The organism is Microcoleus sp. S13_C5, assembly GCF_036700845.1.
GTDB lineage: Bacteria > Cyanobacteriota > Cyanobacteriia > Cyanobacteriales > Microcoleaceae > Microcoleus.
Genome location: NZ_JAUBPR010000043.1, coordinates 1 through 24817 on the forward strand (window position 1 = coordinate 1; position 24817 = coordinate 24817).

The 24817-nt window shown below is 47.2% G+C and carries 19 protein-coding genes and 1 tRNA gene; 12 read left to right on the plus strand and 8 right to left on the minus strand.

Translation table 11 applies throughout. From position 1 onward, the window contains the following. Positions 1–240: 240 nt before the first annotated feature. Both QUA04_RS13695 and QUA04_RS13700 read right to left on the minus strand, forming a co-directional pair. Positions 241–1923: an HlyD family efflux transporter periplasmic adaptor subunit gene (locus QUA04_RS13695; protein ID WP_333257904.1), complete on the minus strand. Its 1683-nt coding sequence runs from the start codon at positions 1921–1923 to the stop codon at positions 241–243. Positions 1924–2086: 163 nt separating this feature from the next. Then, positions 2087–2557, minus strand: a complete 471-nt coding sequence (locus QUA04_RS13700) for a MarR family transcriptional regulator (protein ID WP_333257906.1) — start codon at positions 2555–2557, stop codon at positions 2087–2089. Here QUA04_RS13700 and QUA04_RS13705 point away from each other — a divergent pair. The 9 genes from QUA04_RS13705 (at position 2541) to QUA04_RS13745 (ending at position 11404) form a co-directional block, all read left to right on the plus strand. Beyond that, the gene (locus QUA04_RS13705) at positions 2541–2708 is read left to right on the plus strand and encodes a hypothetical protein (RefSeq protein ID WP_333257908.1); all 168 of its coding nucleotides are present in this window, start codon (positions 2541–2543) and stop codon (positions 2706–2708) included. The genes QUA04_RS13700 and QUA04_RS13705 overlap by 17 nt on opposite strands. Positions 2709–2744: 36 nt before the next feature. Continuing rightward, on the plus strand, positions 2745–3407 hold the full coding sequence (locus QUA04_RS13710; protein WP_333257909.1) for a class I SAM-dependent methyltransferase: 663 nt from the start codon (positions 2745–2747) through the stop codon (positions 3405–3407). Positions 3408–3652: 245 nt separating this feature from the next. Next, positions 3653–3760, plus strand: coding sequence for a DUF433 domain-containing protein (locus QUA04_RS13715; RefSeq protein WP_333257911.1), 108 nt, complete (start codon positions 3653–3655; stop codon positions 3758–3760). Positions 3761–3805: 45 nt separating this feature from the next. Further along, positions 3806–4516, plus strand: a complete 711-nt coding sequence (locus tag QUA04_RS13720) for a M15 family metallopeptidase (protein WP_333257913.1) — start codon at positions 3806–3808, stop codon at positions 4514–4516. A gap of 284 nt (positions 4517–4800) precedes the next feature. Beyond that, positions 4801–5874 carry a glucose-1-phosphate thymidylyltransferase gene (locus tag QUA04_RS13725; RefSeq protein ID WP_333257915.1) on the plus strand — a complete coding sequence of 358 codons (1074 nt, stop codon included), beginning with the start codon at positions 4801–4803 and terminating at the stop codon, positions 5872–5874. A gap of 191 nt (positions 5875–6065) precedes the next feature. Then, positions 6066–6599, plus strand: coding sequence for a hypothetical protein (locus QUA04_RS13730; RefSeq protein ID WP_333257917.1), 534 nt, complete (start codon positions 6066–6068; stop codon positions 6597–6599). Positions 6600–6851: 252 nt separating this feature from the next. After that, entirely contained in the window at positions 6852–8981 is a 2130-nt protein-coding gene (locus tag QUA04_RS13735; protein WP_333257919.1) for a glycosyltransferase, read from the plus strand. Positions 8982–9152: 171 nt separating this feature from the next. After that, a complete protein-coding gene (locus QUA04_RS13740; protein ID WP_333257921.1) occupies positions 9153–10223 on the plus strand; it encodes a glycosyltransferase family 1 protein in 1071 nt (356 codons plus the stop codon). Positions 10224–10321: 98 nt separating this feature from the next. Beyond that, on the plus strand, positions 10322–11404 hold the full coding sequence (locus QUA04_RS13745; protein WP_333257923.1) for a glycosyltransferase family 1 protein: 1083 nt from the start codon (positions 10322–10324) through the stop codon (positions 11402–11404). A gap of 223 nt (positions 11405–11627) precedes the next feature. On the opposite strand, the gene petG is transcribed toward QUA04_RS13745, so the two are convergent. Further along, on the minus strand, positions 11628–11747 hold the full coding sequence (gene petG, locus QUA04_RS13750; protein ID WP_015174208.1) for a cytochrome b6-f complex subunit V: 120 nt from the start codon (positions 11745–11747) through the stop codon (positions 11628–11630). A 180-nt stretch (positions 11748–11927) separates the two neighbouring features. Between petG and QUA04_RS13755 the strand changes: the two genes are divergently transcribed. Beyond that, the gene (locus QUA04_RS13755) at positions 11928–12308 is read left to right on the plus strand and encodes a cytochrome c (protein ID WP_333257925.1); all 381 of its coding nucleotides are present in this window, start codon (positions 11928–11930) and stop codon (positions 12306–12308) included. A 145-nt stretch (positions 12309–12453) separates the two neighbouring features. Here the strand turns inward: QUA04_RS13755 and QUA04_RS13760 are convergent, their stop codons facing one another. The 5 genes from QUA04_RS13760 to QUA04_RS13780 form a co-directional block, all read right to left on the minus strand. Next, positions 12454–17814: an SdrD B-like domain-containing protein gene (locus tag QUA04_RS13760; protein ID WP_333257926.1), complete on the minus strand. Its 5361-nt coding sequence runs from the start codon at positions 17812–17814 to the stop codon at positions 12454–12456. Between the two features lie 696 nt (positions 17815–18510). Next, on the minus strand, positions 18511–18870 hold the full coding sequence (locus tag QUA04_RS13765; RefSeq protein WP_333257928.1) for an NIL domain-containing protein: 360 nt from the start codon (positions 18868–18870) through the stop codon (positions 18511–18513). A gap of 154 nt (positions 18871–19024) precedes the next feature. After that, complete coding sequence (gene cysW, locus QUA04_RS13770) at positions 19025–19903, minus strand: sulfate ABC transporter permease subunit CysW (protein WP_333257930.1); 879 nt, start codon at positions 19901–19903, stop codon at positions 19025–19027. Next, on the minus strand, positions 19893–20753 hold the full coding sequence (gene cysT / locus QUA04_RS13775) for a sulfate ABC transporter permease subunit CysT (RefSeq protein ID WP_333046292.1): 861 nt from the start codon (positions 20751–20753) through the stop codon (positions 19893–19895). The genes cysW and cysT overlap by 11 nt, the downstream gene beginning before the upstream one ends. Positions 20754–20842: 89 nt before the next feature. After that, the gene (locus QUA04_RS13780) at positions 20843–22003 is read right to left on the minus strand and encodes a sulfate ABC transporter substrate-binding protein (protein ID WP_333257932.1); all 1161 of its coding nucleotides are present in this window, start codon (positions 22001–22003) and stop codon (positions 20843–20845) included. 368 nt (positions 22004–22371) lie between these two features. Here QUA04_RS13780 and QUA04_RS13785 point away from each other — a divergent pair, with 368 nt between their 5' ends. Beyond that, positions 22372–24531 (plus strand): WD40 domain-containing protein, encoded by a 2160-nt coding sequence (locus QUA04_RS13785; RefSeq protein ID WP_333257934.1) that lies wholly within the window; start codon positions 22372–22374, stop codon positions 24529–24531. Between the two features lie 144 nt (positions 24532–24675). Next, a tRNA-Thr gene (locus tag QUA04_RS13790) sits at positions 24676–24748 on the plus strand. The last annotated feature ends 69 nt before the right edge of the window (positions 24749–24817 follow it).

Consider the following 24817-nt stretch of genomic DNA (forward strand, 5'->3'; position numbering starts at 1 on the left):
TTCAACGGAAAAACTTTGGGGTTCCCACTTTTCACAACTGATAAAAAAATTCCACCCACATCTGCGGAATGTGGGTTTTAAGATGATATTGCAAGGGCGATCGCCCTTAACCGAAAAAATCAAATCCCCGACTTCTTTGAGAAGTCGGGGATTTCGCCTGCAATCATGGTAAAAGCCAGAACCGATGACACCAAAGAAAACACAGTTAAATTCATCCGTGTATCCGTGTAATGTCTTCCCTTATTTCAATTCAACATTTACCGTAGCAGACATCCCCGGTGCAATTCGCGATTCGTAGCCTTTAAGGCTTTCGGCATCAAACACAACTTTCACCGGAATCCGCTGGACAACTTTGGTGAAATTGCCCGTAGCATTATCGGGAGGCAATAAGGAAAATTGAGCGCCAGAAGCAGGGGAGAAACTATCGAGATGACCTTCAAATTTGCGACTACCAAAAGCATCTAATTTAATTTCTACTTTTTGGCCTGCTTTCATGTTTGCCAGTTGCGTTTCTTTGAAGTTAGCAATTACCCACAAATCGTTACTTACTATAGCCATTAACGGAGTTCCCGGCTGCACCCGCTGCCCCACTTCAACCGATTTGCGGCCAATTTGTCCGGCGGCCGGAGCAGTAATATTCGTGTATGAAAGTTGCAGTTGAGCGTCTTTAACCGCAGCTTCCGATTGCCCGATCGCAGCTTTAGCAGCATCATACTGCGCTCGACTGACTTTAGTTTGTTCGCCCGTCGCTTGCGCCTGTTGCAATCCGCCCTTTGATGCAGCAAGTTTGGCTTCGGCGGTGCTGATACCTTCTTGCGCTAGGGCTACTTTAGCTTGAGCGCTGGCGACGCCGACTTGGGCGCGCGCTACTTGGGCTTCGGCTTGTTTTACCCCTTCTTGAGCTTGGGCTACTGCTGCTTGGGCTGCGGTTACGCCTTCCTTGGCTTGGGCTAAGCGCGCTCTGGCTTGGGCAATTCCTTGTTGGGCTGCGGTGGTTTGGCCTTGGGCTACTTCGTAGGCGGCTCTGGCTGCGTCTAGTTGCTGGCGGGCGATCGCACCTTCTTCCTGCAAGCTTTCGTAACGTCTATAATCAGCTTGCGTCTTGACGAGATTAGCTTGCGCTTGTGCTAGCTGAGCTTGCGCGGCGGCAATGCCGGCTTCGGCTTCCCTCACTTTGGCTTGAGCTTGGGGAATTCCGGCTTCGGCTTGAACGACTTTAGCTTGCGCTGCGGGTACGCCGGCTTCGGCTTCAGCGACGGCGGCTTCGGCTGCGGGTACGCCTTGTTGCGCTTCTCTAATTGCTGCTTGGGCGGTGGAAATGGCAGCGTTGGCGCTGCCGATGTCTCCTTGGGCTTGGGCTGTTTTGCCTTGGCTGGTTTGAGAGGCTAGGGAAATATTTGCTTCGGCTGCTTGGGCTTGGCGGCGAGCGTTTTCTAAGGCTGCTTGGGCTTGTTGGACTTTAACTTGGTAGTCCCGGGGGTCGAGTTTGATCAGCAGTTGTCCGGGTTTTACTTGTTGGTTGTCTTGTACTAAGACTTCGGCGACAGTACCGTTGACGCGGCTGCTGACTTGGTGGATGTGTCCGGCAACTGTGGCGTTGTCGGTTTCTTGATGGATGGAGGCGTATTGCCAGTAGCGGTAGCCGAAGCTGCCTGCTGCGATCGCCCCTAGGCCCAGCGCTGCTAATATCAACGCTTTCGGGGCTTTTTTCTTGGGTGTTGCAGCCGTCGGCAGGGGTGCTTGGAGTTCTGTTTCTGCGCCTGTTTTAACCTCGGCGGGGGCGTTGATTTCTGTCTCTGGGGCGGGGATTACTGGTAGGCTTTTAGCGATGCTGTCGTCGATCGGCTTTTCTAATACGGCGGCTGCTTTGCCGTTGCCGTTACCGTTGAATTCTGCTGGGTTGATTTCGTTTGGGCCTTTCATGGTATTTGACTCCTGATACTTTAGTAAGATGTCGTTTGTTTAGGGTACGTAGTTTTTATTTAGTAAGACGGCTTTTTTTAAGAGTGCGTAGTATTTTGCGGTTATTTGTAATGTAGTGGAGGTAGATGCTGCTGCACTTCACTCAAAAGATTGATTTGTTGGTTTAGGAAAGATTCAGGATCGCTCGATCGATCAGTTGGGAAAAGAGTTTTTGATCGGCCTCTGAAAAGCCCTCGACAGCTCGATCTCGGATTGCAGCTACCAGCGGGGGCAATACCTCTTGCAGTTCCCTGCCGGAGTCTGTCAGCCAAATTCGCCAAATGCGGCGATCGCGAGTGTCTCTCTCGCGGCGGACTATGCCTCTTTCTTCCATGCGATCGAGCACGCCTGTCAGCGTCCCGCCTACCTGTTGCAGTTTGTCGCCAATGCTGGAAGTGGGCAAACCGTCTTCTTGCCACAAGCAGCACAGTACCAGCCAGTGAAAAGGTGTCAATCCAAAGGGTTCAAGTACCTCTTGCAGCCTGCGACTACCTAGCTGTGCCAGCAGTTTGAGACGGTAGCCCAGGCTGTGGGGGGCGAGAATGTCGTGCCACTGAGCTAGATGTGTGCGATCGACAGTGGATGTAGTAACCATCGGCTTATTACTTAGCGTTCGTACTATTAGTGTAAAATGCTTTTTGGGAGATGTCAAGGTGGTGCAAGCAGGTTTTTTGGCGATCGACTGCTACGCTAAAACCGGGAATCCGCCTTCTGCCGGATATGTTAACAATTCTTATTGTTCTTAAACTAGAAAGAGTAAATCTAGTTTGCGATCTGAATTTATGTTGCTTCCAGCCGACAAACGCACCAAGTTAGACGACACCGACGACAATTTGTTCTATTCCTCTCCCCGGTTTGTGACTCACGTAGACGATGGATTCATTCAGCAACTAACCGATTTGTATCGGGAACGGCTGAAGCCGAATACTCGGATTTTTGATATGATGAGCAGTTGGGTTTCTCACTTGCCCGACGAGATGGATTTTGCCCATGTCGAAGGGCACGGCATGAATGAAGAGGAGTTGGCAAAGAATCGCAGGCTGAATCATTATTTTGTGCAGAATGTGAACGCAAATCCCAAATTGCCACTGCCGGATGCAGAGTTTGACGCGGTTGTCAACTGCGTTTCGGTACAGTATTTGCAGCAGCCCGATGTGATTTTTGCCGAGATTCACCGCATTTTGAAGCCGGGCGGCGTAGCAATTATCAGTTTTTCCAACCGGATGTTTTATCAAAAGGCGATCGCGGCTTGGCGGGAAGGTTCGGAGGGCGATCGGGTAGAATTAGTCAAGGGTTACTTTGATTCTGTCAAAGGAGCGAACATACCCGGATTTAGCAAGCCGGAAGTAATAGTTCGCAAGCCTAACTTGCCTAGTTTTATGCAAATGCTGCGAATAGGAAGCGGCGATCCATTTTATGCGGTAGTTGCTTACCGCCAAAGTTAGGATTTTTTGGCAGTAAGGACTTTAGGACTTTAGGTGGAGATAGAAAGCACTAAAGTCCTTACTACTAACCGATCAAAAGCTATGTTTTTTAGGTTAGGATATATTTAATATTTGCTCCTCAAATATGGAAAACTAACTTGGGCAGCGCATCACACTCGCTCCAAATATCTGTCACGGAAAACCTGGTATTCGCGGTCTCCCTCCGATATCCAGTAGAGTTAATTATTGAATTACTCAGTTCTGGTATGAATGCTAAAGAAATTATAGATGACTATGACGATTTAGAACATGAGGATATTCTAGCAGCTTTGCTATTTGCCGCGCGGCTGACTCAAGTGAAAAGCATATACTGAGTATTGTAGTTCATCAGTAATCATAAAGTAGGGTAAAACCTTGATATGAAACCATATCAGCAAATAGCAATCGACGAATGTGGCGAACCTTTAGTCCCCATTCCACCTGAAAAATTTTCCTTTGAAATCCCGCACCCTTATCAAAAGTTAGGAGCTCCCTATGACAACAGCAAAGCAGATTCGCCTTACTATTTGCGGCAAGGAGTTGTAGATAGTTTAATCGCCGCTCAAACCCAGCTACAGCAAAATTATCAAAATTGGAAAATTCTGATATTTGATGCTTATCGGCCGGTGGAAGTCCAGCAATTTATGGTGGATTATACTTTTAATCAAATTGCCCTAGCTCAAGGGTGCAAATTTCCGGTTTCCGAAGACAAACGCCAAGTAATTATAGAACACGTATATCAATTTTGGGCAGTACCGAGCCTGGATCGCGCGACGCCTCCTCCTCACAGTACAGGTGCTGCTTTAGATGTAACTTTAGTGGATGAAAATAATCGGCAAATTGATATGGGTTCTCCGATTGATGAAATATCAGAACGTTCTTATCCAGATTATTTTGCTAACAGCACTCATCCACAAGAAAAGCAATATCACCGTCACAGGCAAATCTTAAAAAATGCGATGATAGCTGTGGGTTTTCAGCAACATCCTAACGAATGGTGGCATTTTTGTCAAGGCGATCAGATGTGGGCTTGGTTGACAAATCCAAACAATAGTGGTAGTCAATTTATCGCGCGATACGGCCGCTATTAAAACGGTACGCAATTAAATCTGGACTGGCGCACTCGCAACGTTGAAAAACCGCGTTTATTGACAAAAACCTCAGCTTTTAGGTGCTTTCTTCGGCAAGAAACCAAGTTTCTGACACTCTATGCGTCCAGGATTATAAAAGCTCGATCGGCATAACTCATTTGTATCATAAGACACGACAACTATTGCCAGCGGGGTAGCGGTGCTTTAAAATCAACAAGAGCGAACAAGTGCAGGCAAATCAAGCCAGCACCGCAAACCCTAAAGGATAACTCAGAGTTCACCCAATGAAAGCACTCATCCTCTCTGGCGGTAAAGGAACACGCTTGCGTCCCCTCACCTATACGGGTGCTAAGCAGTTGGTTCCTGTAGCAAATAAGCCGATACTGTGGTACGGAATTGAAGGAATTGTGGCGGCTGGGATTACGGATATTGGGATTATTATTAGTCCCGAAACCGGGGAAGAGGTGAAGACGAAAACAGGAGATGGATCTCGCTTCGGTGCCAAAATTACCTATATCTTGCAAGCAGAGCCAGCGGGACTCGCTCACGCGGTGAAAATTGCTAGACCGTTTTTGGGCGATTCTCCGTTTATTATGTATTTGGGAGATAACTTAATTCAGAATCAGTTAGATCCGTTTTTAGAGATTTTTAACAAGCAAAAACTAGACGCTCTGATTTTGCTACGTCCAGTTCCCAATCCCTCTGCTTTCGGTGTTGCCAAAGTTGATGAGAAAGGAAGAGTTTTGGAGTTAGTAGAAAAACCCAAAGTTCCGCCGTCAAATTTAGCACTGGTGGGAATTTACTTTTTTGCTCCTACTATCCACGAGGCGATCGATCAAATTCAACCTTCGCCCCGGGGCGAACTCGAAATTACCGATGCCATTCAACAGCTCATCAATCAACAAAAACACGTAGAAGCCTGCAATTTAGAGGGTTGGTGGCTGGATACGGGGAAAAAAGACGATTTGCTGAGTGCAAACCAAATCATTTTAGATAGCCGGATCGTAGCTTCAACTGAATTAAAAGTAGACGCCAAAAGTCAAATTATCGGACGTGTGCAAATAGGCGAAGGAACGGAAATCATTAATTCTACAGTTCGCGGGCCGGTGGTAATTGGGGAAAATTGCCGCATTGAAAATTGCTTTATCGGGCCTTACAGCAGTATTGCCGATCGCGTGACGATGATTGATGCTGATATCGAACACAGTGTAATATTGCAAGGAGCAAAAATACTTGGCATTCACCAGCGGATTGTTGACAGCGTGATCGGTCAGCGAGCTCAACTAACCAATGCGCCGGCTCGTCCAAAAGCTCTGCGGTTTATGATTGGTGATGACAGTCAAATCGAGTTAGCTTAAATTGAGATATTGCCAATATCGGAAGCAATAATCCTGATTTAACAAGAGATTAATTTTTTTGTGGGTGGGCATCCTGCCCGCCCTTGAACAGCCAAGATGCCTGTTCCACAATTAGTTACAATTATTATTCAAGCAGGCAAGATGCCTGTTCCATAATAAGTCATAGTAAGTTATCTAAAGGAGAGGAAAGTTTGCAGTACGAAGAAATACCAACTCAACAGATAATACATAAATTGCGACAAACTTTGGAGCCGCGAATTGGTATTGCTGAGCAGCCCCTATTGGGAACAGAAAATAGTGCGATCGCCCAAAATGAAGATGACGAAGACATCGCCCTTTTAAAGGCGGGTTTCGACATTTATAACATCCCCATTACCTCTTACCAAAGACGGCTGGGTTCCGCAGTAATTGCAGTCAGAAAAATAGTACGAAAATTACTCAGACCCGTACTCGAACGTCAAGTTATTTACAATTTCGCTAATACCCGCGTCGTTCAAACATTGAGCATTCAATTGCAAAAATTGCAAGAAAATCAACAAAGTTTAGAGAAAAAAATTAAAACGGAATTCAGCAGCGGGTTTCCCGAAGTGACAGCACAGCTTGAGAGTCAACAAAATGCGATCGCAACTTTTCAGTCGGAAATAGAGCAAATTAAAGCAGTACAGCAGCAACATACTGCTATTTTAGAGAAGATTACCGCTCAATTGCTCGATCGACAACAATAAAGCATCCAAGATGACCCAAAATAATTTGGTCACAAGGCCCCAGATTTATTCGCGAGAGCAATGCTTCAATGCTTCAATGCTTCAATCTAAAATTATTCAATTCCTCAATCTAAAATCCCAAATTACAAATCGAAAATTCCTCGATTTTTCAATTTTTAAATCGAAAATTGTTCAATCCTAAATCGAAAATAAAAAATTCTTCAATCCTTCAATTACTCAATCTAAAATCTAAAATCTAAAATCTAAAATCGAATGACTGTACTGCCAATATGCTCGTTAATTGTAGTCAACTATAACGGTCTGCGCCACACAAAAGATTGCTTAAAATCTCTACAAAAACTTGCGTATCCCGAATCGCAACTAGATTTAATTGTAATTGATAATTGCTCTCAAGACGATTCCGTTAATTCTCTGCGCGAACTCTTTCCCAAAGTACGCATTTTTGTCAACTCCGCCAACAACTTTGCTAAAGCCCTCAATCTCGGCATCACCGAAGCAAAAGGGCAATATATCGGCTTTCTAAATAACGATGCTACCCTTGACAGTCACTGGTTAGAGATTCTTGTAAAAAGGCTAGAAAATAATAAAAAAGTAGGTGCGACTAGCGGCAAATTGCTGTTTAAAGACGGGCGGATTAACAGCGCTGGCATTCAGCAATTACCTAATTTTTATTGGCGAGATGTCGGTTTTGGCGAAAAAGATTCGGGACAGTACGATACAGAAAAGGAAGTCGAAGGGCTTTGTTGGGCGGCGGTGCTTTTTCGCAGGGAATGTCTCGAAGATGTGGGGCCGATAGATGAAGATTTTGTGATGTATTTTGAAGATGTAGAGTTTGCCAAACGCTGCCACAAACGCGGTTGGAAAATGCTTTATACTCCCGCAGCTATCGCCCATCACGAGTATCGGGGTTCGAGTAAAGGCAGCAAACTTACCGAGTATTTCTGCAACCGAAATCGGTTTTTGTATTTGGCAAAACATGAACCGTTGCAATTAGTCAAGGGGATTCATACTTCTGATTTTTTTACTAACAAGCAGTACGATTTGCTGTTCGAGAGTTTATTTGTAGCGATTAAAAAGCTGCTTGATTATCAGAAACCAGAAATCATTGAAACTGTATTGCCACAGTTGTCGGAAAAGTTGGCGGTGATTTACAGTCGGATGAAGATCGATCGCATTTTGTCTCGGTTACAGGTGGTTCGGGGCGATCGCAAAATGTCGATCGCGATTTACGATCACGGACTGCATTTTATTGGTGGCGGTCAAAAATACGTCGCTACCATCGCATCGCTGCTGCAAAATGAATTCGACATTACTTTTATCGCCAACAAACCCGTTGCTGTTTCCGACTTAGAATCGTGGTACGGACTCAACCTTTCAGGATGCACAATTAAAATTATGCCCTTAGCTTTTTACGAGAAACGCGGAATGCAGTGCATCGATTCCAGCATCATCGTGGAGGATATGGAAAACCCCTTTGATGAAATTGCCCGAGAAAGCAAAAACTACGATATTTTCATCAACGCCAACCAACTGGAAAAAGTAAAACCACTGTCACCAATTTCAATATTTTTCTGCCACTTTCCCAATACCTTCCGCAACCGTCATTTTGCTGTCGATGACTACACTTTCATTATTGCCAACAGTCAATTTACTGTTAAGTGGTTGGAGAAACGCTGGAACCTACAGCCAACTTTTCTGCTTTATCCGCCCGTGGAAATGGCAACAGTTAAAGTGCCGAAAGAAAACATAATTTTGGCGGTGGGACAGTTTGAAGCGGGGGGAACAAAAAAGCAAATTGAATTAATTCAAGCTTTCCGCAGTTTGCTAAGAGATTATCCAGAAGAATTTCAAGGATGGCGGCTCGTTTTAGCAGGAAGTAGCATTCCGAAAAATCCTTATTTAAAGACGGTTCAGAATTTATTGAAGCAAGATTCAAGGGCGATCGAGCTAAAAGTCAATGCTCACTTCGATGAGGTAAAATCGCTTTATGCTAGAGCGAGTATATTTTGGCACGGCTGCGGTTTGGGTGAAGTCAATCCTCAAAGATTTGAACATTTCGGGATGGCGACTGTGGAAGCAATGCAAAACAGTTGTGCTCCGATTGTTTTCAACGGCGGCGGCCAACCGGAAATTGTCGAACATGGGCGATCGGGCTTTTTGTTCAATACTGTTGAGGAACTTTGCCAGCATTCACATCAACTAATTGTTAATCCCGATTTGCTAGCAGAACTTCAAGCAGGTGCACAGCAGCGCAGTCAGAACTTTAGACTGGCACGTTTTGAAGAAAAAGTCAAGAGTTTTTTTGATATCATTCACCAAGAATATGCTACAATTCGGCTGCCAAATCCTGCCGACATAGCTCAAATGCTCGATCGAACTTAAAGGCTAATTAAATAGTCCACCAGGGCTTAGAACCCCTAGCCAAAAGCTAAAGTCCTCTTGCATAAGACTAATATCAAAGTCGATTTTATTACCGTTTTCTTCAGTCCCCCGCTGCTGGGACTTTGTATGTGTAGTGGCGACTTCCAGTCGCCGGATATCTAATCTAAAATCATGTCTAATTCACTGTTAATCAATTTGTCCTTCTTAACACCAGAACCAACGGGAATCGGGACTTACGCCGCTAATCTTTTCCCGCAACTGCAACAGCTACAACCAACATTACTCGCTTCCCAGCAAATTGACAATTATACTTGCTATCACATCCCCGAAACTCTGACACCGGATCGAGGCCCGAAAGGACAAATTAACAGACTGCTGTGGACTCAGTTTGAGTTACCAAAAATTTACCAAAAATTGCAGTCCACGCTGATATTTTCTCCTATTCCCGAAGCACCTTTGTATTCCGGCTGCCGCTACATCGTCACAGTTCACGATTTAATTCCTTTGCGATTTGCCCCACGGTTTTCTCGCTTAACAGCTTATTTTCGCTACTATATACCGCAGGTTTTGCGGCAAGCAGAACACATTATTTGCGATTCTCAAGCAACGGCGGCAGATGTTGCTAACTTTTTCCAGATTACGCCTAAAAAGATGACCGCAATTCCCCTAGCTTGCGATAATATTAATTTTAGATATCTCGACTTGCCAACCAAAAATTATTTTCTTTATATCGGCAGACACGATCCTTATAAAAACTTAGAAAGATTAATTGCTGCATTTGCGAGTTTTCCCGATCGCGCAAATTGCGAATTGTGGCTAGCAGGGCCTCCCAATGCCTACACACCGCAGTTGACAGCACAAGTTGAAGAATTAGGTTTACAATCTTTGGTAAAGTTTCTCGGTTACGTTCCCTATTCTCAATTGCCCGTACTGATGAATCAGGCGATCGCCCTAGTTTTTCCTACACTTTGGGAAGGATTCGGTTTACCAATTTTAGAAGCAATGGCTTGCGGCACACCCGTCATCACATCCAACCTGTCATCGATGCCAGAAGTAGCCGGAGATGCCGCATTATTAGTCAATCCTTACAGCGTCGGAGAAATAGCCGAAGCCATGCAAACATTAGCCACAGATTCAAAAGTGCGATCGAACTTAAAAACTGCTAGTTTAGCCAGATCATCTCAATTTAGCTGGCACAAAACCGGAAAAGCAACCGCCAACATCTTACAGCAATATCTTTAAATCTTCTCTCTCTTCCTTTCTCCTCTCTGCGTCCTCTGCGCCCTCTGCGGTTAAATAAAAAAATTTCCACCCAAAAACCGCAATCTACATATGATCCCATGCCCAATCCCCAATCTAACTTACTAATTAACCTCTCCTTCTTAATTTCCAAACCAACCGGCTTAGCCATCTACGCTAAAAACCTATTTCCTCACCTAAAATCCCTCAATCCCACATTACTAACAGCAGAAAAAATTCCCAATAGCAACTGCTACCAAATCCCCGCCAATCTAACACCCGAACAAGGAACAAAAGGACACATCAACCGATTGTTGTGGACACAAACCCAACTACCAAAAATTTACAAACAGCTAAAATCTAACCTGTTATTTTCCCCAATTCCCGAAGCTCCTCTATTTGCAGGTTGCCGCTATATAATTACAGTACATGACTTGATAGCGCTGCGATTTCCCCGCCGCTTCGATCCTCTGACACCTTACCACCGCTACTACATTCCCCAAGTGCTGCGGCAGGCTCAACACGTGATCTGCGACTCAGAATCAACAGCCAAAGATATCGCTAATTTTTGCAAGATTCCTACTAATTTAATTACGCCAATTTTCCCTGGATATGACACCAGCTTTTTCCGTTTTTTAGACTTGCCAACAAGCAATTATTTTCTTTATATCGGTCGCCACAATCCCTATAAAAACCTGCAGCGAGTTGTAGCAGCATTTGCTGCTTTGCCTGATAATTCCGAGTACGAATTGTGGATAGCAGGTTCGGAAGACAAACGCTATACGCCGCTGCTGAAGGCGCAGGTTCAAGAATTGGGATTGGTCGATCGAGTAAAATTCTTAGACTACATTCCCGCGGCCGACTTGCCCAAAGTCATCAACCAAGCGATCGCCCTGGTTTTCCCCAGTCTTTGGGAAGGATTCGGGCTCCCCGTGCTCGAAGCAATGGCCTGCGGCACTCCTGTCATCACCTCTAACCTGTCTTCAATGCCCGAAGTGGCGGGGGGTGCAGCTTTATTAGTCAATCCCTACAGCGTCGAGGAAATTGCCTCTGCTATGCAAGAGCTTGCAGTGGATGCCAAAGTTCGATCGCACTTGCGGGAGCTCGGTTTAGCCAGAGCAAAACAATTTAGCTGGGAAAAAACAGGCCTGGAAACTGCTGTTATTCTCGATCGATATATCTAATTTTTCTATTCTGACAGCACAGAGAATCGCATTTAGGGTGCGATCGCATTTAGGGCGCGATCGCCACCGATGTCAGCAGACATCTGGGAAATAGAAGCTAAAAGCCCCATCTCATGTCCCGCAAATAACAGCAATTATGCTGGGGGGCGGGTTCCCCAATATCTCTGATTCTCATCCACGATATTGGTCAACCCACCCTCCCAGAAAGGCAAAATTCGCCCTTTTACTTATTGATACCCAACTGATCGCCACGCTTGTACTGCTGATAAGCAGCAAAAAACAGCCCCGACAGAGTAACAAAGATTAGACCCAGAACAATACCTGAAAGCAACGGTTCTACCATGAGATCTCCTTAACGTTAAGATTTAACAACCTATTTTTAATATTACCAGCACTTACACAGATGAATTTTCCAAAAAAGGCCCTTCCGGGAGTATTAGATCTTGCTCTCCCCGCTGCGAACGATTAAGCTATGTTATGAGAAATAAATTTTCTTGTAGATACTATTTTTAATTGAACTCCTTTGAATAACCAACTTGCCAGGAATGAAATTAAAAACCCGATCGAGCGACTTGCCATATTTGCGCTAGCGGTGTTGCTTGCCATCATGTTGGCAATTATCACAATTCGTCAGTTTCAAGTCGCCGATCCTTACGTCAAAAGCGTACTATCCCTCACGGGCAACCCGTTTCAGGGTTCCGCCATCTTTCAAATGAACTGTGCGGGTTGTCACATATCCGTTTCAGACAGTCAAGTCGGGCCCAACTTGCACGGAGTGTCCGAGCGCAAATCCGAATTCGATCTGATCCGGCAAGTCACCAGCGGGCAAACCCCACCAATGCCGCAGTTTCAACCGAGTCCGCAAGAAATGGCCGACTTGCTGAAATATCTCGAACAAATTTGACCAAAGAAGGGGAACGGAATTCGTTCCCCTTCTTTGGCAAAGCCTCGAAACCCATGCTTCGAGGCTCTGCTTTCGGGTAGTCCCTCTCTGTTGGGACGAAAGGCAATTGTACGATCGGGTTCAACTGCCGAGTTTGATCTGCGGACTAAACCAGCAAGCTAAAACTCTGAGCCGATAACTGGCTCGCCTGTACGCCCGTCAGTATAGCCAAAATCTCGTTGCTGCCGGCGATCGCGATCGCAGTTGAGCCGTTAGTTTCGGTTAACGACAGTTGATTGAAGTCCAAGCCTCCTAGCAACTCGATCAAATCAACTCCTGCGGTGAAGTTGAAAATCGTGTCAATTCCTCCGCCCGCTGACAAGACAAAGCCATTGCTGCCACTGCCACCGACGAGGGTATCGCTGCCAATGCCGCCAAAGAGCAAGTCATCACCGGTGTCAGCAAAGAGCACATCATCGCCACTGCCGCCAATTAAGGTATTGTTACCCTCACCGCCGCAGAGAGTGTCATTGCCTTGATCGCCAATTAGCACGTCGTCGCCAGCGCCTCCCAACATTACGTCATCAGCTTTGCCGCCGTACAATAAATCATTGCCTTCGTCACCAGAGATCGAGTCGTTGCCACGATTGCCATAAATCGTATCGTTACCGCGATCGCCAAAAATCAAGTCAAAGCCTTTGCCGCCGAAGAGAGTATCGCTATCGATGCCTCCGTAGACAGTATCGTTGGCCGTATTGCCATTGATATAGTCGCTGCCCCCTCGGCCAAAGATCAAATCGTTGCCGCTCAACCCGAAGATAGAGTCACTGCCGACACTACCCACGATCGTATCGTCGCCGTTAGGGCCGTTGATCACATTACCCGCTGAAGAAGTGCCGGCCTCATTGGGAGTAGCGATCCTGGGGAAGTTCTCAGGGCAAACCAAATCTGTCGGTACAGGTGCAGGCGTCGGCGTCGGTACAGGTGCAGGCGTCGGCGTCGGTACAGGTGCAGGCGTCGGCGTCGGTACAGGTGCAGGTGTCGGCGTCGGTACAGGTGCAGGTGTCGGCGTCGGTACAGGTGTCGGTGCAGGAGTCGGTGTCGGCGTCGGCGATGTCGGCGGCGTCGGTGCAGGAGTCGGTGCAGGAGTCGGTGTCGGCGTCGGCGTCGGCGTCGGGAAGTTCCCGAAGTTGATGCCGCTGACAATAGCGCCCGAAGTTAGGGTGATGTCGGCGGGTTCGGGTGTGCTTTGAGTAAACCCAGTTTGGTTGACTTCCCGGACACGGTAGGTTCCCGGCGTTAGGTTCGCGAACAGGTAGTTGCCGCTGTTGTCTGTGGTAGTAGTAACAGGAGCCGGAGCCGGAGCAGTTCCAGCTACGACATTGGTTAACTGAATTTGGAAATTGGGTAAACCCGGTTCTCCAGCATCCTGAGTGCCATTGTTGTTGCTGTCTCGGAACTTCAGACCTCGGATCGCCCCAGGTTGCGGCAGGAAGTTGCCGAAGTCAATGCCGGTGATGTTATTTGGGGGATTAACAGTAACGGGGGCGGGGTTGGGGGTCGTCTGCGTCCAGCCATTTTGTTGGACTTCCCTTACCTGGTAAGTACCTGCGGGTATATCTCGGAGAGTGTAGTTGCCCGCGGCATCAGTGATGGTAGTCGGTTCACCCTGCTGAAACAAGCCATCGGGATTGATACTGTCGAGAAATATTTGCCAGTTAGCTAGCCCCACTTCTCCGGCATCTTTAACGCCGTTTTTGTTGAGGTCATTGAATTTTTGACCGCTGATTGTGCTCGACTGGAAGTTGCCGAAGTTGATGTTAGCGATGTCTTGACCGCTGGTGACAGTGATGTCGGCAGGGTTGGGGGTAGTTTGCGTCCAAGTAGGCTGCAAGACTTCCCGCACCTTATAGGTTCCGGCTGACAAATCGGAGAATTTGTAGTTGCCGGCGGCATCGGTGAGGGTGTTCGGTTCCCCGGTGTCGAGAGTACCGTTGTTGTTGGTATCCAGGAAGAATTGCCAGTTAGCAAGCCCTAGTTCCCCGGTATCTTGTACCTGGTTGTTGTTGAGGTCATTGAACTTCAGACCGCTGATGCTATTGGGCTTGAAGTTGCCGAAGTTGTTGTTTTGAGAGTCGGTACCGCTAGTAACGGCGATCGAAAACGCGCCGGAAAGAGTAGGCGTGGCTGCATTGACAGGGGGCAGAGTTTGCGTCCAGCCTGTTTGTGGCACTTCCCGCACTGTATAAGTGCCGGCTGGCAGGTTGGTGAACTGGTACTTGCCGGCGACATCGGTGACAGCGGCGTTGGTGCCTGTTTCGGCTGCTACTTGTTCTTGGACGCCGTTGTTGTTGGCATCCAGGTAGATTGTCCAGCCTCCTAGGGGTTGTTCTGCTGGCAAATCTTGGGTGCCATTTTTGTTGAGGTCATTAAATTTGATCCCGCTGATTTTGCCCAACTGGAAGTTGCCGAAGTCTTGAGCCGTAATGTTTGTGCCGCTGACCGGGTTAATTGTATAAAAAGCCGGGCCGGCGGTTTGTGAGAACCCTGTCGGTACGTCTTCTCTCACAAAGTACCGACCAGAGCCGACGTTTGCAAAGCTATACGTCCCAGCAGCCGCTGGCGCTGTCCCGGTAACTTGAGAAGCGATTTCCGCGTCGCCGGTATCTAAAGTGCTGTTATTGTTAGTATCCTTGAACAAGCGAACGGTGGTGCCGTTGAGGGGCGTATCATCGGCAGAGAAGCCGTTGCTGCTGAGGTCGGTGAATTTGATACCGCTGACGGTGATGTTTTGGAAAACGCCAAAGTTTTGACCGGTGACGGGAGTACCGCTTTGGGCACTAACGAAAATTGCGGCAGCGGGGAAAGAGATGCTGGAGTTGGCTGGGGCTGTGGCTTGTATCAGGTAATTACCGGGACCGATATCGGAGAAGAGGTAATCTCCGGCTCCCGCAGTCGTTATCGGCGCGCCGACAACCGTATCTGTGCCGACTTCTAGCGTGTTGTTGTTGTTGGTGTCTTTGTATAAAGTGACCGTGACGCCGTTTAATGTGGTGTCGGTGGCATCTAAAACGGCGTTGCCCGCGAGATCGGTGTAGGTTTTGCCCGCGATCGATGTTTTTTTGAAGTTGCCAAAGTTGGCACCAGTAACATCAATTACACCTGTAGAAGCGGGAGTCGGGCCGAGAGTCTGTACCCAATCGGTCGCAAGCGTTCCAGCAGGCGGCGCTTCTGTAATCGGAGTAGCTGTTTTTACGTCCGGGATCGTGTAAGTGCCGTCTGCTGCGGTGGTAGCGCTTTTTGTGCCTACAGAAATCACCCAGCCCGGAAGACCTGGTTCAGTTGCCGCCTGCTGAACACCGTCACCGTTAAGGTCGTTGAATTTAAGGCCTGTGACCACTGGCCCATACTCGTAAGCACCGATGTCAATATTCGGTTTGCTGACAAGAGTATTGTCAATTTTTCGAGGAAAGCCAGTACCGCGTTGGTCAAAAGCTGTAGCGCCCACTGCCGTTATTGTCGGGTCGCCCCCACCAATTGCAGGGTTGCTGCTGGTAGTGACGGGGCTGTTGTCAACTAGGGCAATGGTGAACGGGCCGGTAGTTGCACCGTTGAGTCCGGCAGAGGCTGCTGGAGCTAATACATTTGCCAAAGGAACCGTTAATGCCTGACCTGCGAAACCAGTGCTAGTGCCAAGAACCCCAATCAGGTTGTTATTTCCTGTGAATGTCCCTGTAACATCTGTGTCGGTACTAGCAACGTTGCCAGCAACGATCGTGTTTTTGACTGTAACTGTACCGCCGTTGTTGTAAATTCCTCCGGCACTAGCAATCAGACTAGCCGGTATGCCAACTGTGGCGGCTGTTGCAGAGTTATAAGCGATCGTGTTGTTAGTGAGGGTAGCTGTAGCACCTGAGTTGACGAAAATTGCACCACCTGCGGCTGTACCCGCACCTGCGGCAACATTACCAGCATTGCCACCCGTAACTGTGTTGCTATATAAGGTGCTGTTGGTCATGGTCAAAGTGCCACCGCCAACAAAAATCGCGCCGCCTAAACCTGCACCGCCGCCACCAAAGCCAATAGTACCTGCACCGCCAAAAGTGCCCCCGGCGCTTGCACCATTACCACTACCGCCACCGCCGCCGAAGCCGCCAGTGCCGCCAGGGCCGATAGCACCAGGCGCAGCACCTGTACCAAAAGTACCGCCAGCACCGCCACCACCACCAAAGGTGCCAGCACCGCCAGCACCGCCATTGCCACCATTACCTTGAGTACCAGTACCAGGAGGACCGCCAACGCCACCGGCACCACCACCACCGCCGCCACTACCGACAACGCTACCAGCACCACCAGCACCACCAATACCACCAGCACCACCGTTTGTGCCGCCAACACCAGTACCGCCAGTGCCGCCAATACCGCCAGTACCGCCAGCATTACCAGTACCGCCAGCCTCGCCATCTTCGCCAACCCCACCGGCAGCGCCATTACTTGCTAGACCATTTCTACCATTTCTACCATTTGTCCCTGCTGTGCCTCCAAAGACAGTAGCCAGATCCGCGCTACCACCCTTGCCACCATTCCCAGCCACACCTGCACCGCCAACGGCAGAGTTATTAGAAAAAGTAACTCTGTCAACTGTGACTGTACCGTTGTTGATAAAAAGTGCGCCACCTAAGCCTGCAGCGCCACCACCACCGGTGGTTCCTGCGTTGCCTACTGCTTTTGCGGAATCAATGGTGAGGTTCGAGATGTTAAATGTTGTGTTATCAACTACGAAGGCACGGTTGTTATTGCCGCTGATCTTGAAACCGCCGCCAACAATAGTGGTGGTGTCCGTAATTCTCGGCAATTGCCCTGCGAGGGTAATATCGGCAGTGAGAGTGATTGTGTCAATGCCAGTGTTGATGTTGGCAACATTGATGGCATTTACCAGTCCGTTAAAGTCGCCAGTCGTTTGGTTCAAGTCAGCCAGTACGCCACTGTAAGCTTCCCTGGCCTCTGCAGAAAATGCCAAAGGTGTTTCTATTTTGCCCGTAGTCACTTCCAGCACCCAGTCTCCACCCAGTGTCGCACTGCCGGTCAAGTTATCGGAAGCGGCAATATTTGCTCCGGTGAGCTGGCTCAGCCTTTGGACGAAAGCTACACCGGCTTCTGTGGCGGCGACGTTGCAACCGTAAAGCAGAATTTCGGGTTTAGCTGTAATTGAAGAGTTCGAGTTTGCTTCGGCTGCTGGCAAAGCAAACCATGTTTCTAAATAATTGCGGTAGCTTTCAATGTTGCTGAGATTAAGTTCTGTTGCGCCGATTTGCAAGCTGGCTGCTGCGCCGTGAGACAAAATGTGGACGGCTGCAATGTTTGTCCGCTGTTTAAGTGTTTCGGCGATTTGCTCGATGCCGTCGCGATCGGCTTTGAGAATAACAATTTCTGTATCGGGATTGACCGTTTCTGTTAAACTTTCGCAATCTTTAACTTGTGAATCTGCAAAAACTATCTGGTGTTTCTGTTCTTTATAGAGTTCCACGTTCAAATTCTCCTGGTACACACACACATCAAATTCATAGCACAAAGCAACCGCAGCAGCGATCTATCTTTTTCCGCTGCGGATGAGAGTCGTTGGCGAAGCCCTCGAAGAGGATCGCCCCTAACTTTCACCTAAATTGAATATTGACAAAAACATTTTTTTATGCTCCCCTGCCCTAACTGAGTTAGTTTGATTGTTTAGAAGTTTTAAAGGGGGATATTGTTCCGGCTGTTACAACAATGTTGGAGAAGACTTGCGCGCTGTTTATTGATATACCAGAGATGGATAAAATACCAGATTTGATAAAAATTGTCAATCCAATAGTTAACCGATGGCGATCGATATTTGTTAATCAAGAGTCATCAATCACGGTTATTAGCTGTAAGCTTGTGTTATTTGGTAGGTGTTGGCTGCTGAATTATCGGTATGTGCGATCCTCTTCGAGGGCTTCGCTAACGAACAACCGCAGTCAACTTGCTTGGTAGTAAGGAATGCAAGTCCTCTGAGTTTTATGAAGGCTTGCATTCCTCACTAGAATCTTGATAACGGTTATTTTACAGGAAGAGATAGGCTGACTCATGACTAACATTCCTAGAGACTATTAGACTCAATAAACTGGGTCGAAGAAATAAAATTAGCCGGGGCAGTCCAGAATATTAACTCTTCTTCCAGTTTGGTGCGTCCAAGACTCACTAATTACCAAGTTTCTTCCTCGGGATTATTGGAATTGCTCCAGATTTCCACATCTAAATCATTGAGATACATTAGAGCCGTTTCAATCTGTTTACTTGTACCGTTAAGTTCCAAGTCAAACCAACCGTCATCTAAAGTTTTGACACTCAACAAAGCGGCATTAAAATTCACCGTCAAACCGTATTCAGAAATCAGGTTAGAGATCACAGGTTCCTGATGGTATTCTTTAGGAACACGAATGCGAATGCGGGTTTGAGTTGGTCTGCTGTCGCCACTTTCAGATTTGGGAATATCTGATTCTTGGGTTTTGTGAAAATTGTCGATCGCCTCAAATTCAGATTCGCTAGTGTTGTGAGCTAACATTTGGGCCTCCTAATATTTGTTTCTGTTTACATTTTGCACCAATATTTTGTAGAGTGCGGACTGGGAGATTTTCCAGATTCCAAGCAGATTGTCGATAGCCACGCACCCTACTAATGACTAACAACTGGGTACCCTACATCCTAATGACTGATGATTATTCTTCAACCTCCTTAATGCTAGTTTTTCGTTCCAAAATCTCCTTAAGTACGAGGGTAACAACTCCTAAAAGACCTAGAACTACGGCCGCTGAAAATGCGGCTTGCGTCGCGTACTGCTTGTAAGCATCCTCTACAAACAAAGGCAAAGTTTGCGTTTTTTTAGCAATATTTCCCGACACTACAGAGACGGCTCCAAATTCTCCCATTGCTCTAGCATTGGTCAAAATAACTCCGTAAAGTAATCCCCAGCGAATACTGGGAAGCGTGACATTCCAGAAAATTTGCCAGTCATTTGCTCCCAAAGTTTTCGCCGCCTCTTCTTGATCTGTTCCCACTTCTTCCAAAACAGGAATTACTTCGCGGGCCACAAAAGGTAAGGTAACAAAAGCAGTAGCCAGAACCATTCCAGGGAAGGCAAAAATAACCTTGATATTGGCCGCCTCCAGCCACGGCCCGAACCAGCCCACCCGACCGTAAAGCAGTACAATCATTAAACCTGCAACTACGGGAGAGATGGCAAAGGGCACGTCTAAAATGCTGATTAATAGCGTGCGCCCCCGAAATTTATTGCGACCAATTACCCAGGCTGCACACAAACCGAAGACTGTATTTACAGGCACGACAATCAGAGAAATCACTAGGGTAAGTTGCGCTGCGTGCAGAAAATCTGGCGAGGTTAAGTTAGAAAAAAATGGCTCAAATCCTTTTCTGAAAGCTTGGTAAAAAACGTTGAGCATGGGGATGAATAAGACGAGAGCAAGATAGCCGCTCGCAATTCCGATTAAAGTTGGTTTTACCCAGGCTTTCTCCTGACTCCGACTAGAACCCGCAGGCGGAAATTGGTAATCAGCGGGTGAATTTATATTAGCCGTCATAGCGTCTTCTCCATGCTTGTAATAGATTAATTGCGAACAGCATTGCCAGGGAAATAGCTAACAATACAGTGCCGATAACTGTTGCTCCTGCGTAGTCGTACTGTTCCAATCTTTGAAAAATTAATACTGGGGCGATTAAATCTTTGAAGGGTATGTTAGAAGCTACAATTACAGTAGAGCCATACTCGCCAACTGCTCGCGAAAAGCCGAGAGCTACTCCGGTTAAAATAGACGGAAATAGCGGCGGTAAAACTACTCGCCAGAAGGTTTGAAATTGAGAAGCACCCAAGCACCAAGCTGCTTCTTCGATGTCTTTTTCCATCTCGTTTAAAACTGGCTGTACAGTCCGCACGATAAAGGGCAAGGAAATAAATATCATCGCTATTCCTACGCCCAAGCGAGTAAATGAGATCTTGATTCCCAAGGGTGCAAATAGCCCGCCGATCCAGCCGTTATCGCTGTAAACTGTGGCGAGAGTTAAACCGGCGACGGAGGTGGGCAGTGCAAAAGGTAAATCGACTGCTGCATCGACAACCCGTTTTAAAGGAAAGTCGTAGCGGACTAATACCCAGGCAATCAAGGTGCCGAATACTCCGTTAATTAATGCCGCAATTAATGCCGTAAAGAAGGTGACATCGTAGGCGGAAAGGGCGATCGGACTGGTGGCAATTGCCCAAAATTCGGCGGGGTTTGCTGTGCTGGCTTTCAGCAGCATTGCTGCAACTGGGAGCAATAGCATTAAGCTGAGGTAGCCTAGGGTGATTCCCCAAGGTAATGTGATTTTGCCGATCGCCCTTTTGATATTTTCGATCGGAGATTCAGGGTTGCTGGTTGGAGATGATACAGCCATAAGTGAATAGTTTGGATTTGCCAAGAATAGTGAATCTTTTAGATCCCCGACAACTTCGAGGAAGTCGGGGATCTGAGCATTCTGTTTTTTTACTGTTTAATTGAACCTTGGATTTTGTCAAAAACAGCTCCGTCATCAAAGAATTTCTGCTGAATATCTTTCCAGCCTCCTAAGTCTTGAGCTGTAAATAGGGTTTTGATGGGGGCATATTTTTTGACAAATTCTGGTTCCGCCGCTACTGTCGCATCTACGGGGCGGAAGCCTACTTTGGCAAATTCTCGCTGAGCTTCTGGGGTGTATAGAAACTTGACAAATGCTTCGGCGACTTCGCGAGTACCGTGTTTATCCACGTTTTTATCGACAATGGCAATCGGATTGTCGATCGAAACATTGACTTCGGGAATAGTATAAGTCGGTTTTTCGCCTTTCTCACCTGCCAGAAGAATCTCGTTTTCGTAGTTAATTAAGGCGTCGCCTTGCCCTTGTTTGAAAAATACATCAGTGGCTTCGCGGGCATCTTTAGTCAGAATCGGGACGTTTTTGTAGACTTTGCTAGTAAAGTCTAATGCTTTCGTTTCGTCTCCTCCGGTTTTAACAACCGAGCCCCAAAGTGCAAGGAAATTCCAACGGGCAACACCTGATGTTTTGGGATCGGCAGTAATCACTTTTACTCCGTCTTTGCTTAAATCTTCCCAGGTGTTGATGCCTTTGGGATTGCCTTCGCGGGTGACTATTGCTCCTACGGATTTGCTGACTATGCCTTCGTTGGGAACTTCTTTTTCCCACCCAGGTTGAATTAGTCCGGCTTTTTCGATTTTTGCGGTGTCGAGGGCGAGCGCTAGGTGTACGATGTCTGCTTCTAAACCGTCAATTACGGCCCGAGTTTGGGAACCGGAACCGCCGTAGCTTTGGTTAAAAGTGACGGTTTGACCCTTTTCTTTTTGCCATTGTTGTACGAATTTGGGAATTATGGCTTCGTGGGCGGCTTTGGTGACGGCGAAGGATACTAGGGTTAATTCTACGTTGCCTTTGTTGGCTGCTGGGCTAGCACCGCCTGGAGTAGCACCGCCTGGAGTGGCTACGGGGTTGTTGGTGCTTCCCTGGCCGCAGGATGCAACGGCCAGACTTAAAGTTATTCCCACTAAAAATAGCGACACAAATCTTTTGAGCGCCTTAAATGATTGGTTTGTGCCGGCGGGTGGCTGTTGCGGCCAGTGAAGGTGTTGAGTTAGGCGTTGCCACGGACTCATTATATTTGTTCCTCTAGAGAAAGTACGGTTATTGGGTCGGGATACCGTAATTATGGTTGTGAAGTACGATTATAGACAAGAGCGAGTGAAAAGGCAACAAAAAAAACGAATTGGGGGAACTCAGGGTCGATCGCATATCCTGATGTCTTTTCCCTCGGTGCTTTCGATCCAGATTTGGGGTAAAATGTAAAGTGTATAAATAAATATTATTATTGAGTTAAGGTGCTCAACTTGCGCGGCTGCACGATACGCCCTACGACTACCATCGGCCGATCGCTCAAATGTAATAGCCCTGCCAAGAGTCCCCCCCCAGCGAGATATGCCTGACTCGCGCGATCGCCCTTAAGTAAGAAAAAGTTTTAACTGGTATGTCCTTACCCCGCCCCGTCTCAGACACCCTAATTGAACTGTTGAAGCCTGTAGCCTCTGAATTGGGAGAAAGATTGGGAGCAAGCGCTGTCAACGAACGCTATGCAGAAATTGAGCCGTCTGGTTCTTCAGCTTTGAACCAGCAAATCAAAAAAGACCCCCGCTGGATTAAAGCACAAATGAGATATTTGCAGCGGCAGCAGGCCAGAGAACAAGAATTAATCGCGCTCGCCGACGCAGAAGAAAGGGTAAAGGAGGAACGGGCTAATCGAATTAAGGCACAAGAAGTAAGAGATAAGCGGGCAATTAGTCGGCTTTGCCGCGACTTAATGCGGGAGTTTCAATCAGAAGCAATTCGAGTTAAGCTGAGCGAAATTCAAACTATTTGGGACAGGGACAACTGGTTTTCTAATTTGAGCCGGCAGGAAACTGAACAGATTTTGCAGCAGCAGCAGCACCGATTGCTGCTGTTAGTTGCTCCCGCAAAAATTAGCCAAGATTGCCCCGATTCGTTTCGCCACAATCTGAATATCGAGCTGCCCGCTAAGTTAAGAGCTTTTTTGAACCAGCACTATCCTCCGCACGGAGATTTGTGCCCGGTTCAGTTTTACGGAGACTATTTCAAAAAATCCATTTCTGATATTGATGTGGAGCGGTTGCAGACTGTGTTATCTCCCGTACCGACAGCTATACTGTACAGCGATATTAGCGATTATGAAGTTAATTTTCATGTGGGTTTTTGGGGCGTCATCAATCAGAGCGTTTCTCTAGTGGCTATGCAGCCTTGGAATTGGGAAGAGGTTTATCACCAGTTGGAGGCGGAGGGGAAAGACCAAAAGCTGAGCCTGCGGATTATTCGGCAAATAATTGTGACTATTCACAAGTTATTGGCGGCTTTTTTAGCGGATTTGTATTATTTAAATATCGATTTTACTCACGAACCTCAGTTATTTAAATTAGAGGCGGAATTTGCTCAGGAATGGTTTTCTAAAGATTGGGCCCTACCGTATATTGAAACTCTTAAAGAAATTCAGGAGCAGCAGCGAATAGTCTATAAGGGAGAAATGCGGCGGCTGGCGCTGCGAGAGGCGAAAGCTAGGGCGGAACGCCAGCGTTTGGAGGAGGCTGAACTCAAACGCAGAGAGGAAGCTGAGGCGGCAGCTAAGCGGGTGAAGGAATTAGCTCACAAATTAAAACATCAGAAATGGCGGTGTGTATATACGCTGCCGGGACATTCATCGTTTGTGAATTCTCTGGCGATTAGCCCAGACGGTAAAATTCTGGCTAGCGGTAGTTGGGATAAAACTATTAAGATTTGGAATTTAGAAACAGCGGAATTAATTGGCACTCTGACGGGACATTCCGATCGCGTAAATTCGGTTGCGATTAGCTATGACGGAAAAATGTTGGTCAGCGGCAGTTCGGACGAAACCATTAAGTTTTGGAATTTACACAATGGTGATTTGCTGTGTACTTTTCCGGGGCATTCTATGGAGGTGAATTCGGTGGCGATTAACCCGAAGCGCCCGGTAATTGCTAGCTGCGGTGGGGCTGATAATACGATTAAGCTTTGGAATTTGCGGACTGGTGAGTTGCTGCGGACTTTGAGGGGCCATTCTGACAATGTGAATGCGGTGGTTTTTAGCCCGGACGGTAAAATATTGGCGAGTGGCAGTTCGGATGCGACGAGTAAGGTTTGGGATGTGGAAAGCGGCAAGTTGCTGCGGACTCTTTCGGGGTTGAATGTTGGGGTGAATTCTGTGGCGATCGCGCCGGATGGTCAGATTCTTGCTAGCGTCAGCAATGATTATACGATTAAGCTGCGGAATTTGCACACGGGCAGTTTGTTGCGGATTTTAAATACTAATTATGCGAAGGGAAAGGGTGTAACGAATTTAGGAACGAATGAGGCGCTGCATATTTTGCAGAATTATGTGAGTCGGGGCGATTCGGTTGCTATCAGTGGGGACTGTTTGACTTTGGTGAGTGGCTGCGATGATAATACGATTAATATTTGGAATTTGCAGACGGGGGAGTTGTTGAGCAGTCTTAAGGGACATTCGGGTACGGTGTACTCGGTGGCGATCGCACCTTCGGGCAATTTGCTCGCCAGCGGCAGTGCGGATCAGACAATTAAGATTTGGCGCTGCGATTCGTGAGTGGGCCCAAAAGCACCGGGCATTGCTCAGAGGAAGATCATTTTTGTTCCGCCCTTGCGAGGAGAGCTTTTGGGGGAATGTGACAAAAAAGTTGGCTGGGGGGGTTGCGCTGATGACTATAAGTTTGCTATATTAAGTTTCACTGCTGGTGTAACTCAGTTGGTAGAGTAGCTGATTTGTAATCAGCCTGTCGCAGGTTCAAATCCTGTCACCAGCTTTATAGCAGTTTTCAATCGGATTAAATATCGGATTAAATACAGTAGGGACATGGCAGTGCCGTGTCCCT

Coding starts and splice junctions, on each gene's coding strand:
- QUA04_RS13700 (WP_333257906.1), bottom strand. CDS start 2,557: ATGGTTACTACATCCACTGTCGATCGCACACATCTAGCTCAGTGGCAC.
- QUA04_RS13745 (WP_333257923.1), top strand. CDS start 10,322: ATGCCCAATCCCCAATCTAACTTACTAATTAACCTCTCCTTCTTAATT.
- QUA04_RS13780 (WP_333257932.1), bottom strand. CDS start 22,003: ATGAGTCCGTGGCAACGCCTAACTCAACACCTTCACTGGCCGCAACAG.
- QUA04_RS13720 (WP_333257913.1), top strand. CDS start 3,806: ATGAAACCATATCAGCAAATAGCAATCGACGAATGTGGCGAACCTTTA.
- QUA04_RS13765 (WP_333257928.1), bottom strand. CDS start 18,870: ATGTTAGCTCACAACACTAGCGAATCTGAATTTGAGGCGATCGACAAT.
- QUA04_RS13735 (WP_333257919.1), top strand. CDS start 6,852: ATGACTGTACTGCCAATATGCTCGTTAATTGTAGTCAACTATAACGGT.
- cysW (WP_333257930.1), bottom strand. CDS start 19,903: ATGACGGCTAATATAAATTCACCCGCTGATTACCAATTTCCGCCTGCG.
- petG (WP_015174208.1), bottom strand. CDS start 11,747: ATGGTAGAACCGTTGCTTTCAGGTATTGTTCTGGGTCTAATCTTTGTT.
- QUA04_RS13725 (WP_333257915.1), top strand. CDS start 4,801: ATGAAAGCACTCATCCTCTCTGGCGGTAAAGGAACACGCTTGCGTCCC.
- QUA04_RS13710 (WP_333257909.1), top strand. CDS start 2,745: ATGTTGCTTCCAGCCGACAAACGCACCAAGTTAGACGACACCGACGAC.
- QUA04_RS13695 (WP_333257904.1), bottom strand. CDS start 1,923: ATGAAAGGCCCAAACGAAATCAACCCAGCAGAATTCAACGGTAACGGC.
- QUA04_RS13715 (WP_333257911.1), top strand. CDS start 3,653: ATGAATGCTAAAGAAATTATAGATGACTATGACGATTTAGAACATGAG.
- QUA04_RS13740 (WP_333257921.1), top strand. CDS start 9,153: ATGTCTAATTCACTGTTAATCAATTTGTCCTTCTTAACACCAGAACCA.
- cysT (WP_333046292.1), bottom strand. CDS start 20,753: ATGGCTGTATCATCTCCAACCAGCAACCCTGAATCTCCGATCGAAAAT.
- QUA04_RS13785 (WP_333257934.1), top strand. CDS start 22,372: ATGTCCTTACCCCGCCCCGTCTCAGACACCCTAATTGAACTGTTGAAG.